9 protein-coding genes are annotated in these 12,976 nt (G+C 74.7%); 4 read left to right on the top strand and 5 right to left on the bottom strand.

Annotation, left to right across the window (positions count from 1 at the left end; genetic code table 11):
• The first annotated feature begins 41 nt into the window (after positions 1 to 41).
• Positions 42 to 2,384 carry a malto-oligosyltrehalose synthase gene (gene treY / locus ABII15_RS29985; RefSeq protein WP_353945383.1) on the top strand — a complete coding sequence of 781 codons (2,343 nt, stop codon included), beginning with the start codon at positions 42 to 44 and terminating at the stop codon, positions 2,382 to 2,384.
• Between the two features lie 23 nt (positions 2,385 to 2,407).
• Here treY and ABII15_RS29980 read toward each other — a convergent pair whose 3' ends face one another.
• Positions 2,408 to 3,565 carry a cytochrome P450 gene (locus tag ABII15_RS29980; RefSeq protein ID WP_353945382.1) on the bottom strand — a complete coding sequence of 386 codons (1,158 nt, stop codon included), beginning with the start codon at positions 3,563 to 3,565 and terminating at the stop codon, positions 2,408 to 2,410.
• 389 nt (positions 3,566 to 3,954) lie between these two features.
• Here ABII15_RS29980 and ABII15_RS29975 point away from each other — a divergent pair, with 389 nt between their 5' ends.
• Complete coding sequence (locus tag ABII15_RS29975) at positions 3,955 to 5,196, top strand: M14 family zinc carboxypeptidase (protein ID WP_353945381.1); 1,242 nt, start codon at positions 3,955 to 3,957, stop codon at positions 5,194 to 5,196.
• A gap of 10 nt (positions 5,197 to 5,206) precedes the next feature.
• Here the strand turns inward: ABII15_RS29975 and ABII15_RS29970 are convergent, their stop codons facing one another.
• On the bottom strand, positions 5,207 to 5,782 hold the full coding sequence (locus ABII15_RS29970) for a DUF1707 and FHA domain-containing protein (protein WP_353945380.1): 576 nt from the start codon (positions 5,780 to 5,782) through the stop codon (positions 5,207 to 5,209).
• A gap of 216 nt (positions 5,783 to 5,998) precedes the next feature.
• On the opposite strand from ABII15_RS29970, the gene treZ reads away from it, so the two are divergent.
• Complete coding sequence (treZ, locus tag ABII15_RS29965; RefSeq protein ID WP_353945379.1) at positions 5,999 to 7,744, top strand: malto-oligosyltrehalose trehalohydrolase; 1,746 nt, start codon at positions 5,999 to 6,001, stop codon at positions 7,742 to 7,744.
• Positions 7,745 to 7,795: 51 nt separating this feature from the next.
• On the opposite strand, the gene ABII15_RS29960 is transcribed toward treZ, so the two are convergent.
• Both ABII15_RS29960 and ABII15_RS29955 read right to left on the bottom strand, forming a co-directional pair.
• The gene (locus ABII15_RS29960; protein WP_353945378.1) at positions 7,796 to 8,932 is read right to left on the bottom strand and encodes an aminopeptidase P family protein; all 1,137 of its coding nucleotides are present in this window, start codon (positions 8,930 to 8,932) and stop codon (positions 7,796 to 7,798) included.
• Entirely contained in the window at positions 8,929 to 9,885 is a 957-nt protein-coding gene (locus ABII15_RS29955; RefSeq protein WP_353945377.1) for a LysR family transcriptional regulator, read from the bottom strand. The genes ABII15_RS29960 and ABII15_RS29955 overlap by 4 nt, the downstream gene beginning before the upstream one ends.
• 96 nt (positions 9,886 to 9,981) lie before the next feature.
• Here ABII15_RS29955 and ABII15_RS29950 point away from each other — a divergent pair, with 96 nt between their 5' ends.
• Positions 9,982 to 10,722: a hypothetical protein gene (locus tag ABII15_RS29950; protein WP_353945376.1), complete on the top strand. Its 741-nt coding sequence runs from the start codon at positions 9,982 to 9,984 to the stop codon at positions 10,720 to 10,722.
• Positions 10,723 to 10,731: 9 nt separating this feature from the next.
• Here the strand turns inward: ABII15_RS29950 and cyc2 are convergent, their stop codons facing one another.
• Positions 10,732 to 12,918, bottom strand: coding sequence for a germacradienol/geosmin synthase Cyc2 (cyc2, locus tag ABII15_RS29945; protein WP_353945375.1), 2,187 nt, complete (start codon positions 12,916 to 12,918; stop codon positions 10,732 to 10,734).
• Between the last annotated feature and the right edge of the window lie 58 nt (positions 12,919 to 12,976).

Raw genomic sequence — 12,976 nt, 5'->3', positions numbered from 1 at the left:
GTGATGACACGAAACCCGCCCCGAGGGGTACGTAGATTCGCATGACGCCTCACGCCCCGACGGGCACCTATCGTCTCCAGCTGCAACCGGAATTCGGGTTCGCCGCCGCGGCGGCGGCCGTCCCGTACCTGGCCTCCCTGGGGGTCTCGCACCTGCATCTGTCGCCCGTCCTGGAGGCGGTGCCCGGTTCGACGCACGGCTACGACGTCGTCGACCACGCGCGCGTACGCGAGGAACTGGGCGGCGAGGAGGGGCTGCGGGCCCTGGCGCGCACCGCCCACGGGCACGGTCTGGGGCTCGTCGTGGACATCGTGCCCAACCACATGGCGACGGCTCCGCGCCACAACCGGGCCCTGTGGGACGTCCTGAAGGACGGGCCGTCGTCGCCGTTCGCCCGCTGGTTCGACATCGACTGGGAGGCGCAGGGCGGCCGGGTCCTGCTGCCGGTCCTCGGCGGTCCCGTCGGCGACGAGCTGGCCCGTCTGACGGTGGACGGCGACGTGCTGCGCTACTACGACCACGCGTTCCCGCTGCGGCCGGGCACGGAGTCCCTGCCGCTGCCGGAGCTGCTCGACGCCCAGTGGTACCGCCTGACCTGGTGGCGGCTGGCCCGCACGGAGCTCAACTACCGCCGCTTCTTCACCATCTCGGACCTGATCGCGGTGCGGGTGGAGGAGCCGGAGGTGTTCGACGCGACGCACGCGACCGTGGTGCGGCTGCTGCGCGAGGGCGTCGTCGACGGGCTGCGCGTCGACCATCCGGACGGGCTCGCCGACCCGGGCGCCTATCTGGACCGGCTCGCCGGGGCGAGCGGCGGCCGGTGGACCGTGGTGGAGAAGATCCTGGAGGACGACGAGCGGCTGCCCGCCGCCTGGCCGGTGGCCGGGACGACGGGCTACGACGCGCTGCGCCACATCGACGGCCTGTTCACCGATCCGGCGGGCGCCGACCGGCTCCTCGGCCTGTTCCGGCGCTTCACGGACGTGGCCGACGACGCGGGCGGCCGCTGGGAGCCGACCGCGCGCCGCGCCGCCCATCAGGTGGTCGCGCACGGACTGGCGGCCGAGGTGGACCGGCTGACGCGCGAGGCGGTCGCCCTGTGCGCCCCGGACCCCCGGCTGCGCGACCACGCGCCGTGGGCGCTGCGCACGGCCCTGCGCGAGCTCCTGGTGCGCGTGCCGGTCTACCGGCCGTACGTGTCCGGCGGGGACGCCCCCGACACGGTCCTGACGGAGGCGGCGGCCGAGGAGGCGAGGGCGGTGTTCGCGGTGCCCGAGGAGGCGCGCGCGGTCGACGCCGTACGGGATCTCGCGCTCGGCCGGCTCGGGGCGGGCCCCGGGCACGAGGCGTTCCGGGCCCGGTTCGCGCAGACCTCGTCGGCGCTGCGGGCCAAGTCGGTCGAGGACGCGGCGTTCTACCGGTACACGCCGCTGCTGTCGGCGCTGGAGGTGGGCGGCTGCCCGCGTGAGCCCGCCGTTTCCGCCGAGGAGTTCCACGCGTACTGCGCGCGCGTGCAGCGCGACTGGCCCGACACCTCGACGGTGCTGTCCACCCACGACACGAAGCGCAGCGCCGATGTGCGCGCGGGCATCTCGGTCCTCTCCCAGTGCCCGGACCGGTGGGAGGCGGTGCTCGCCGAGGCGGCCGGGCGGACCGCGGCGCCCGACCCGCAACTGGCGTGGGCGGCCTGGCAGATGGTGGCGGGGCTCGGCCCGGCCGAGCCGGAGCGGCTGCGGGAGGCGATGCTCAAGCACGCGCGCGAGGCGGGCCTGTTCACGACGTGGACGGAGCAGAACGCCGCCTACGAGGACGCGGTGCGGGACTTCGTGGCGTCCGGTCCGTGCGGGCCCGCGGGCGACGAGGTGCTGCGGTTCATGGACGGCCTGCTGCCCCATGTGCGGGCGAACGTGCTGGGCGCCGCGGTGGTGCACCTGACGATGCCCGGGGTGCCCGACCTCTACCAGGGCAGCGAGCGCGAGTACCGCGCCCTGGTGGATCCGGACAACCGTGCTCCGGCCCGCTTCGACGAGAAGGCGGACAGCGCGCTGTCGCGCGAGAAGGAGGCGCTGACCCGGGCGGCGCTGCGGCTGCGCGGCGAGCGCCCCGAGTGGTTCGGCGGGGCCGCGACGTACGAGCCGCTGACGGCGCGCGGGCCCGGCGGGGCCCACTGTCTGGCCTACGGCCGCTCGGGCCGGGTGGTCGTGGCGGCGACCCGGCTGTCGCTGCGGCTGGCCGAGGCGGGCGGCTGGCGGGAGACGGAGCTGATCCTCCCCGAGGGCGAGTGGTCCGAACTCCTCGTGCCGGAGCGGTGGTTCGGCGGGCCCACGCGCGTGAGCGAGCTGTTCGGCGAGCTGCCGGTGGCGCTGCTGGTGCGGGCCGACTAGGGCGGGGCTGCGCGGATCGCGCGTCAGCGGGTGCGGACGAGGAGGGCGGCCGGTGCCCGGGTGAGCAGGCCCTCCGGGGCGGGCCGGAAGCCCGGCGCCCAGGCGAGGCCGGGCAGGGCCGCCAGGAGGGCGGTCAGGCCCGTGCCCGCGATCATGCGGGTGAACGGGACGCCGAGGCAGCGGTGCCGGCCGGCGCCGAAGGCCAGTTGGCCGGGGTCGGCCCGGAACAGGTCGTAGCGGTCGGGGTCGGCGAACCGGGCGGCGTCCCGGCCCGCCGAGCCCAGCAGGCAGGCCACGACGGCCCCGGCCGGTACGGTGCCGCCGCCGACCGGGACCGGGGCGAGCGCGCGGCGCAGCACGAGGTGCACGGCCGGGTCGCGGCGCAGGGACTCCGCCCAGGCCGCGTCGGTCAGCTCGGGCCGCGCCCGGATCAGGGCCAGCTGCGCGGGGTGGTCGAGGAGGTTGGCGAGATGCGCGGCGAGGGCCCGTCCGGTGGCCTCGCCGCCCGCGCCGAGCAGGGTGGCGACGAGCCCGGCGACGGCCTCGTCGGGCAGCGGGCGCCCGTCGGCCCGCGCGGTGCACAGGACCGACAGGAGGTCACCGCCCGGGTGGGCGCGGCGGCGGGCGATGTGGGGCCGCAGCGCGGCCTCCACGCCGGCGGGCACGGCGCCCAGGTGGGTCAGGTCCGTACGGCTCCAGGCGGCGACCCGGGCGGTCTCCTCGTGGGGCAGGCCGAGCGCGGCGACGACGGCGGCCGACGGCAGCCAGCGGCAGAACTCCTCGACCAGGTCGGCCTCCTCGCGCCGCACGAGGCGCCGGGCCAGGACGTACGCGGCGCGTTCCACGCCCGCGCGCAGGGCGGCCAGCGCGCGCCCTTGCAGGCCCGGGGAGACCAGCGCCCGGTGCGCGGCGTGCGTGCCCTGTTCGAGGTGGGTGAACGTGCGGCCGGGCGGCGGGGCGACCAGGCGCGGGTCGGCGAGCGCGGCGCGGACGTCGGCGTGCCTGCTGAGCAGCCAGGCGCCGAAGGGTTCGTCGTGGCGCAGCGGATGACCGTCGCGGAGGGTGCGGTAGAGCGGGTACGGGTCGCGGGCGACGTCCGGGTCGGCCAGGCTCGGGGGCGTGCGGCGGCCGCGCGGCCCCTCGGCGGCCGGGCGCACGGCGGGTTCCAGGGGGCACAGCACCGCGGGGCTCCCTCTCTGTGCCGGTGCGCCGGGTGCCGCGCACGGATCCTCCCAGGGCACCACCACCGGTGGGGGCGCGCAGCACTCGTACGGCCGTGCGGGTGACGGGTTCGCCCGCCGGAGCGCTCCGGCGCGCCATGAACGCCGTGTGAACTCCCTGTCGCGGGTCGGCGTGGCGGGGCGACGATGCGCAGGCGGGGCCGTGTCGGGACGGCCTACAGTGCCGGGGCGGCGGACCGGAACCGGGATTCCCCCTCGGCAGGGCGCACGTTTCCGGGATGATTGCGGGAGCCGGCGCACCGGCGGGACGGTACCGGTACAGACCTTCTTGACAGAGACCGGCAAGCGTGGGGTACTGCGGATTGCCGACGGCGGGAGCACCAGCGGGGGTGAGTCATCTGACGGACCAGCGGTACCCCACTACGGCCGAACTGGCCCGGTCAGCGCGGGAGCTGACGACTGTACGGCCTGACCTGTGCCGACTGCGCCAGGTGGGCACGTCGCGCGGGGGGCGTCCCTTGCATCTGCTGTCCGTGGGCCATGACCCGCGTACGGTCCTGATCGTCGCGGGCGCCCATGCCAACGAACCCACCGGCGGTGCCACGGCGCTGCACCTGGCCCAGCAGGCCCTCTACGACCAGGCGCTGAGATCCGACCGGTCCTGGCACTTCCTGCTGTGCGCGGACCCGGACGGCGCGGCCCTGCACACGAACCCCGCGCCGCGCACGCTCCTCGACTACCACCGCGGCTTCTTCCGCCCGGCCGGGCCCGAGCAGCCCGAGTGGTCGCCGTCGGTCCTGCCGGCCGACCGGCTGCCACCGGAGACCACGGCGCTCACCGGCGTCATCGACACGCTGCGCCCCTACCTCCAGGTGTCCCTGCACGGCACGGAACTGGGCGGCAGCTGGGTGCAGTTGACGCAGGACATCCCGGGGCTGGCGGAGCCGTTCGCCAAGTCGGCGGCCGAGCTGCACATACCGGTGGAGACGGGCGCGTCGGACGCGGCGGGCTGGCCCGCCTCGGGGCCGGGCGTGCACGTGATGCCGGATCCGGACGCGCAGGCGGCGTTCCCGAGCCTGCCCGACGACGCCCGGCACTCCACCTGGCACCACGCGCACCGGTACGGCGGGTCCACGGCGATCGTGGAGGTCCCGATGTGGGCCAGCGACCTGGTGGACGACCCGGCGCCGCATCCGGCGCCGGAGCGGGCCCTGCGGCGGCTGTCGGCGCGGATCAGCCGCGACACCCGGCTCGTGGAGGACATCCTCGCGGAGGCGCTGCCCCGGCTCCCGGACACCCGGGGGCCGTTGCTGCGGGCGGCGCGCTGGGCGCTGAGCCTGGTGCCGGGGCTCGCCGAGGACTGGATGCAGCCGCCACCGCCGGACGCGACGATGGCGTACGTCGGCAGCATCGACGCGTTCGCCCGGCGGCTGCCGCTGCGGGCCGCCGCCATGCTGCTGCGGGTCCTGGAGGAGGCCGAGGACCGGGCGGCGCCCCGGCTCGACCTCCTCGTCACCCGCTGGTGCGAGGTGTACGCGGACCGGTTCGGGGCGCGGTGGGTGCCGGTGGCCCACCAGATCGAGCACCAGGCGCGGACCACGGTCGCGGCCGTCCGGCACGCGCAGGGCTGAGCGGTGCCGGTCAGCCCCGGCCCGGCGCGGGGCCGCGGTCGGCGGACAGCCGGAACGACATGCGGCCGAATCCGACCTGGTCGCCGTCCCTGACGACGGCGGCGCCGATCACCCGGCGCCCGTTCACGGACGTGCCGTTGGTGGAGCCGAGGTCGCGCAGGATCCACAGGCCGCCCTGGCGGCTCAGCTCGGCGTGCACGCGGGAGACCGTCTCGTGGCTGAGCCGCAGCCCGCTGGCCGGGTCGCGGCCGATGCGCAGCGGGTGCTGCCGGTCGACGGGCGGCAGCAGCAGCTTCGGCAGCCGCTCCACGGTCCACGCCCGGTGCAGCCGCACCGTGAAGCCGGAGACGGCGCCCACGGCGCCGAGCATCGCCCGGGTCCAGCGGTTCTCGTGCCGCAGGTCGGCGGTGAGCGCCGCGAGTTCGTCGGGCTTCTGCGTGGTGAGGGCCAGCTCCATGCGGCGCACGAACGTGTCGTGCGAGAGCCGGCCGAGCGCGACACCGTCCCTGAGCACCTTCAGCGCACGGTCCCGCTCGGCGTCGGAGAGCCGAGCCGGGTACGTGTGGTGTTCGAACGAGGACGTCACAGTGGCGATTGTCCGGCAGTGACGGCCGAGGTGTCCAGAATTCGCGGAGCGCCGCACGGAGACCGCTGTGGCGCCGCGGATGGCGCCGGCCGCGTGTGATCTTCGTGTGACACGGAACCCACCTCGGTGAACAGGCGGCGCGGCGATCAGGTCTGACGCACCATGGGACGGATCGTCACCGTGAGCAGACAACCTGTTGCGCGAGGGGGAACGTCCGTGCAGTTCGAGGTGTGGGCACCGCAGGCCGAGCGTGTGGAACTCCTGTTGGAGGGCGCCACGCACGCGTTGGAGCGCGATACGGACCGGGTCGGCTGGTGGACGGGGACGGCGGACGCCGCCGACGGGGACCGCTACGGCTTCCGTCTCGACGGCGGCCCGCTGCTGCCCGATCCCCGCTCGGCCCGCCAGCCCGACGGGCCCGACGGACCCAGCGCGGTCGTCGACCACCGGCGATACGCGTGGCGCGGCGAGTGGGCCGGGCGCGATCTGACCGGCGCCGTCCTGTACGAGCTGCACGTGGGCACGTACACCGAGGAGGGCACGCTCGACGCGGTCGCCGCGCGGCTCGGGCATCTGGCCGAACTGGGCGTCACGCACGTCGAGCTGATGCCCCTGTGCCCCGTGCCCGGCCGGTACGGGTGGGGCTACGACGGGGTCAGCCTGTGGGCCGTGCACGAGCCGTACGGCGGCCCGGAGGCACTGAAGCGGTTCGTCGACGCGGCGCACGAGCTGGGCCTCGGGGTCGTCCTCGACGTGGTCCACAACCATCTGGGCCCGTCCGGCAACTACCTGCCGGTGTTCGGCCCGTACTTCACGGACACCCATCACACGCCCTGGGGCAGCGCCGTGAACCTGGACGCGGCCGGCTCCGACGAGGTCCGCGCCTATCTGACCGGCAGCGCGCTCGCCTGGCTGCGCGAGTACCGTCTGGACGGGCTGCGCCTGGACGCGATCCACGAACTCCACGACCGTCGCGCCCTGCCCTTCCTGGAGGAGCTGTCGGCGGAGGTCGACGAGCTGGCCGCGCGCCTGGGCCGCCCGCTGTTCCTGATCGGCGAGTCCGACCTCGGCGACCCGCGCGTCATCACGCCCCGCGCCGAGGGCGGCCTCGGGCTGCACGCGCAGTGGAACGACGACGTCCATCACGCGCTGCACGCGGCCGTCACCGGTGAACGGCAGGGCTACTACGCCGACTTCGCGCGCGAACCGCTGGCCGCGGTGGCCAAGACGCTCACGCACGGCTTCTTCCACGACGGTACGTACTCGACGTTCCGCGGCCGTCGCCACGGGCGTCCCCTGGACCGTGCCCGGGTGCCCGCGCACCGGCTGCTCGCCTACACGCAGACGCACGATCAGGTGGGCAACCGCGCGCAGGGCGACCGCCTGGCCGCCTCCCTCTCCCCCGGCCTCCTGGCGTGCGCGGCCACGCTGGTGCTGACGGGGCCCTTCACCCCGATGCTGTTCATGGGCGAGGAGTGGGCGGCGAGCACGCCCTGGCAGTACTTCACCGACCACACCGATCCGGAGCTCGCCGAGGCCGTCCGCAAGGGGCGGCGCCGGGAGTTCGCGGCGCACGGCTGGGCGGAGGCCGACATTCCCGATCCGCAGGATCCGGCCACCCGGGAGCGGTCGTGCCTGAACTGGCCCGAGCGGGAGACGGGCGACCACGCGCGCGTGCTGGCCTGGTACCGGACGCTGATCGCGCTGCGGCGCGCCCGCATGGATCTTCAGAACCCGGATCTGGCGGCGGTGCGGGTCGCCTTCGACGAGCGGGCCCGGTGGCTCGCCTGCCGGCGCGGGGACGTCCGGGTGGCGGTGAATCTGTCCGGGGCGCCGGTGTCGATCCCGCTGGGCCGCCCGGTAACCCGCCTCCTCGCCGCCTGGTCCCCCATCGACATCCCCGGCACCGACGGCCTCCTGACGGTCCCGCCCGAGTCGGCCGTGGTGGTGGAGGCGCCCTAGGGCCTGTTGCCGCCCGGCGCCCCGGGGTCGTACGTCGGCTGACGGCCGGTGTCAGCCGACGATCGCCAGTTCCCGTGAGGTGGCGTTGAGGCGCTTGCCGCCGCCCCCGTCCGCACCGGTGACCGTGACGATGTCTTCGATACGTACACCGAAGCGGCCGGGGAGATAGATGCCGGGCTCCACGGAGAAGCACATGCCGGGCACCAGCTCCTGCTCCTCGCCCTCGATCATGTACGGCGGTTCGTGGGTGGTGACACCGATGCCGTGCCCGGTGCGGTGGATGAAGTACTCGCCGTACCCGGCGTCGGTGATGACCTTGCGGGCCACCCGGTCGACCTCCTGGCAGGCGATGCCGGGCCGCACGGCGTCGCAGGCCGCGGTCTGGGCGGCCCGCACGACGTCGTGGACCTCGCGCTCCTCGGCGGTCGGCTCGCCGACGTGCACGGTGCGCGAGGTGTCGGAGCCGTAGCCGTCCTTGAGGCCGCCGAAGTCGAGGACGATCATGTCGCCGTCCTGGATGACGCGGTCGCCCGGCGCGTGGTGCGGGTTGGCACCGTTGGGCCCGGAGCAGACGAGCGTGAAGTCGACCTGCTCGTGCCCGAACCGCCGCAGCAGGTCGGCGAGTTCACGGGAGAGGTCGATCTCCTTGCGGCCCGCGAAGGGCACCTTCTTGATCTCCTCGTACGTGGCGTCGGCCGCGGCGCCGGCGGCCGCGAGCCGCTCCAGTTCGGCGGCGTCCTTGACGGCGCGCAGCATGGGAAGCGCCTCGGTGAGGGACACGTACGAGGTGTCGGGGAGGGTCTTCTGGAGGCCGAGCAGGTGCATCGCCCAGGCGTTGTCGCTGACGCCGAAGCGGCCGGACTTCTCCAGCAGGGGCGCCGCCACGTCGTACGGGTTCTTGCCGTCGGTCCAGTCGCGCAGCGTCATCGCGTCGGCGCCCGCGGCCTTGGCGGCGTCGGGCGCCTCCAGGGTCGGGACGACGAGGGTGGGCCGCTGTCCGGCGGCGAGCACCAGCAGGGTGAGCCGTTCGGTGTCGGCCGGCACGTGGTAGCCGGTGAGCCAGACCAGGTCGGGGCCCGGCGCGACGAGCACCCCGGCGAGTCCGGCGTCGGCGGCGGACCGGGCGGCACGGTCCATGCGGGCCTGGTAGTCGGCTGCGGTGAAGGGCGCGGGTGTACCGGTCGTCATGTCCGGGCCTCCGTGGGTGCGTGCGGGATGGGGGCGGCTGGGGCTGTCACGGCAGCATCCTGCCCGCCCTCGGAGGGCGACGCGAACGCGCCCCTGCCCTCCAGGGCCGCCGCGAGCCGGGCGGCGGGGCCGCGCAGGGTGCCGGTGTGGACGAGTTCCGTGCGGTGCACGATGCGGGGCGCGGTGAGCGGCACCGCGACCGTGCCCGGCGCGTCGGCGGCCAGCGAGGCGGGCAGGACGGTCAGGCCGTGGCCCGCCGCGGCGAGGGTGAGCAGGGTGCGCAGGTCGGTGCCGTCGCAGCGCAGAGCGGCCCGGAACCCGCCGCCGCCCTGGGCCGCGCGCAGCTGGTCGAGCGGCACGCCCGCATCCGGGGCGTCGAGCCAGCGGGCGTCCACGAGGTCGGCGAGGCGCAGCCCAGGGCGGCGGCCCAGCGGATGCTCCCGCGGCAACACCACGTGGACGGGCTCCTCGGCGATGCCGCGGCGGGTGAGCGGGGCGACGTCGGGCAGCCGCAGCGGGTCGCTGGGCGCGGCGACCCCGTCGACGACGCCCAGATCGGCGCCGCCGGTGGCGACCTCGGCGGCGATCTCCTCGCGGGCCAGCACCCGCACGGTCACGCCGGTGGGCGGCAGCAGCGCCGCGGTGCGGCCGCGCAGCGCGGTCGGGGTGACGGCGAGGACGAGCCCGGTGTCGGGCGCGGCGGCGGTGCGGCGGACGTCGGCGCGGGCCGCTTCCAGGCGCAGCAGCAGGGGCCCGGCGTGTTCGAGGAGCCGGTCGCCCGCGGGGGTGGGCAGGACGGGCCGCCGGGTCAGGAGCGGAGCGCCGAGGTCCTGTTCGAGGGCCGCGATGTGCTGCGAGACGGCGGACTGGGTGTAGCCGAGTTCCCGCGCCGCCTCGGAGAAGGAGGCGAGGCGGGCCACGGTGACGTACGTGCGCAGCAGGTGGGGGTCCATGCGCCCCAGTATCGGTAACGCACATCAGGAATGCTTATGGAGGGTGCAGTCTTCATCGTTGGACGTGAACCACGGCTCGCGCCGACGATGAACCGCATGACAGCCATGGCCCAGCCTTTTCCCCGCGCTCGTGTCGCCCTGGTCGCCGACCGCTCCCCGAACGTCGTCGCCCACACCCGCGTACCGCTCCTCCTGGACGCCCTCGCCTCGCGCGAGCGTCTGGTGCTCGACGCGTACTGGATCCCGAGCGAGGACGCGTCGGCGCCCGACGCCGTACGGGGCTTCGACGCGGTCTGGGTGCTGCCGGGCAGCCCGTACCGCAGTGAGGCGGGTGTGCTCGCCGCGATCCGGACGGCCCGTGAGCACGGCATCCCGTTCCTCGGCACGTGCGGCGGCTTCCAGCACACCCTCCTGGAGTTCGCGCGGAACGTGTGCGGCCTGACGGAGGTGGCGCACGCCGAGAACGATCCCGGCGCCGACGACCTCCTGATCACCCCGCTGGCCTGCTCGCTGGTCGGCCACGAGGGCACGGTGACGCTGACCGCCGGGTCGCTGGCCGAGTCGGTGCTCGGCGCGGACCGCACGGTCGAGCGCTACCACTGCCGGTACGGGCCGTCCGCGCACCTGGACACGCTGCGCGCACACGGGCTGCGGTTCACGGGCGAGGACGAGGAGGGCCAGGTCAGGGTCGCCGAACTCGCCACCGACCGGCACCCGTTCTTCCTGGCCACCCTGTTCCAGCCGGAGCTGCACGGCGACGGCAGCCGCCCTCATCCGATCGTGCAGGCGCTGGCCCGTGCCGCGGTCGCGCACGCGGCACGGGCCTCGCGCGTGTGACCGGTCGCCTCAGCGGAGCCGGACGGGCGGGGCGGGGATCCGGTCCGGCAGGAAGCCGTGGGCGCGGGCGGCGAGATGCCGGGCCCGGTACCGGTCCACCCGCCGGTGCCAGTTGAGGACGCCCGCCATCCAGTTCCGCAGCTGCCCGACGTATCCGTCGACGGCGTCGCGCGCCGCCGCATCGAGCCCGAAGTCGTCGCACAGGACGGGCAGTTCGTGCGCGACCACGTGGTTGAACTGCTGGAGGCGCTGGGTCATCAGGTCGTGCACGATGTGCAGGCCCGTGGGGTAGTCGACGCCGAAGAAGGTCTGCACGACGAGGATCGCGTTGTGCAGCTCGCCCTCGTACTCGATCTCCTTCTGGTAGGAGAAGACGTCGTTGACGAGGCAGGCGTAGTCGACCGCCGCGTTCTCCAGGGAGCGGACGGGACCGCTGCGGTACACCTCGGGCGGCACGGCCGGGCCGTGGCCGAGCCGGCACAGGCTCATGGTGAGGTCGGAGCCGAAGGTGGCGCGGCGCATCTCCAGGTAGTCGACGGGGTCGGGGACGCGGTTCTGCGTCTGGTTGGCCAGCTCCCACAGCCAGCTCTCGGTCATCGTCTCGACGGCCGCCTTCAGCGTGGCCCGCTGCTCGGCGCTCATCCCGGCGGCCGTGCGCGCCCACAGGTCGACGAGGCCGCGCTCCATGGCGTTGGCGGGCGGCGGCACCGGTTCGCCGTCGACCGGCATGCAGGCGGACAGCCGGTCGGTGCAGTGCTTGGCGCCGGCGATGTCGTGGCGGCCGCCGAACACGAGGGGGTAGTAGTCGTCCGCGTACGTCCCCCAGGCGAGCCACGCCGTGCTGAGGTCGAGCGCCTCGGGCGTGCCGTCAGGGTCGATGCCCGCCGCGCACAGCGCGAGATCGGCCGCCGCCAGCTTGTCCTCGTCCCAGACCCCCTCCGCCAGGATGCCCGTGGCGTGCGCCCACGGCACGAGGCGGGCGCGGGCGCCGTCGAGGGCGGGGTTGAGCCGCAGCTCGAACGGCATCGGCAGATCGGGGATGAGCGACGGGCCGACCTTCTGGAACGGCACGTGGGTGTAGGCCCGCAGCCGCTCGACCCCGAGGGCGTCGAACAGCGCCCGCACGTCGGTGCCCCGGGCCCCGAGTCCGGTGGGGCCGTGCAGCGGGCCGCGCTCGCGCACCGCGCCCTTGTTCATGTAGCGGCTGGACCGCAGGTGCCACTCGTGCCCGCCGGACTGCCAGTCCTGGAGGCCCCGGGTGTACGCGGCGACGGCCGTGACCTGGTCCGGGGTGAGCCCCTTGTCGGCGGCGAGCGCGGGCACCTCGGTGAACGCGGTGTGCTCGAACTGGTGCAGCCGTGAGGTGAGTACGTCGTTGACGGCCTCCGCCGCCTCCTGGGTCGTGCAGCCGAAGAAGGTCTCCAGGACCAGGACGCCGTTGGAGAGTTCGCCTTCGTCCCGGACCTCGCGCTCGTACGAGAAGAGGTCGTTGCGCAGGTGGACGGCGTCGGAGAACGTCTCCATGAGGACGCGCAGCGGGCGTGACCGGGCGACGGGCGCGGGGACCTCGGCGGTGGCGTACTCGACGAGCCCGGCCGACCAGGGGGCGCCGCCGACCTTGCGGCGCATCTCGATGTACTCGACGGGGTTGGCGATGCGGCCCTCGTCGATGTTGGACAGTTCCCACATCGACTCGTTGAGCAGGTGCTCGGTCGACTCGGCGAAGCGGCGGCGCCAGTCCATCGACATGGCGGGCACGGTGCGCCGCCAGAGATCGGCGAGGCCCGCTTCCACCGGGTTTCGCGGTTCCGGGACGGGCGCGGCCAGATCCATGGGCATGAACAGCGGCAGCCGGTCGAGGTGCGCCTTGCCGGCCGGGCGGTCGTTGGTGCGCTTGAACATGTCCAGGAAGTGGTCGTCGAAGAAGAAGACCCACACGTACCAGTCGGTGATCAGGGAGAGCGCCGGGCCGTCGCAGTCGGGGTGCGTGTACGCGCACAGCAGTCCGTAGTCGTGGGCGTCCAGGTCGCTCTGCTCCCAGACGCCGGAGCCCTCCAGCATGCCCATCTCCCGTGCCCACACGGTGGAGTGGGCGCGGGCCTCGTCGAGATGGGGATTGAGGCGCGCCGTGTACGGCATGTAGAAGCGCGGCAACTGGAAGGGCTGCGAGGCCGCGGCGGTGGACTGCTCAGTCATGTGCGCGGCCCTACCCGTGACCGTCAACGGCCATCCCTGGGAAGGGAGATGATCGCAC

The sequence above is a fragment of the Streptomyces sp. HUAS MG91 genome, assembly GCF_040529335.1.
In the GTDB taxonomy this organism is placed as follows: Bacteria; Actinomycetota; Actinomycetes; order Streptomycetales; family Streptomycetaceae; genus Streptomyces; species Streptomyces tabacisoli.
Note: the sequence above shows the minus strand (reverse complement) of the source record. Positions and strands in the feature narration are given on the sequence as shown.

Bases quoted from the DNA above. Each gene is read 5' to 3' on its own strand.
- treY (WP_353945383.1), top strand. From the start codon at position 42: ATGACGCCTCACGCCCCGACGGGCACCTATCGTCTCCAGCTGCAACCG.
- ABII15_RS29960 (WP_353945378.1), bottom strand. From the start codon at position 8,932: ATGACGACCGGTACACCCGCGCCCTTCACCGCAGCCGACTACCAGGCC.
- ABII15_RS29955 (WP_353945377.1), bottom strand. From the start codon at position 9,885: ATGGACCCCCACCTGCTGCGCACGTACGTCACCGTGGCCCGCCTCGCC.
- ABII15_RS29950 (WP_353945376.1), top strand. From the start codon at position 9,982: ATGACAGCCATGGCCCAGCCTTTTCCCCGCGCTCGTGTCGCCCTGGTC.
- cyc2 (WP_353945375.1), bottom strand. From the start codon at position 12,918: ATGACTGAGCAGTCCACCGCCGCGGCCTCGCAGCCCTTCCAGTTGCCG.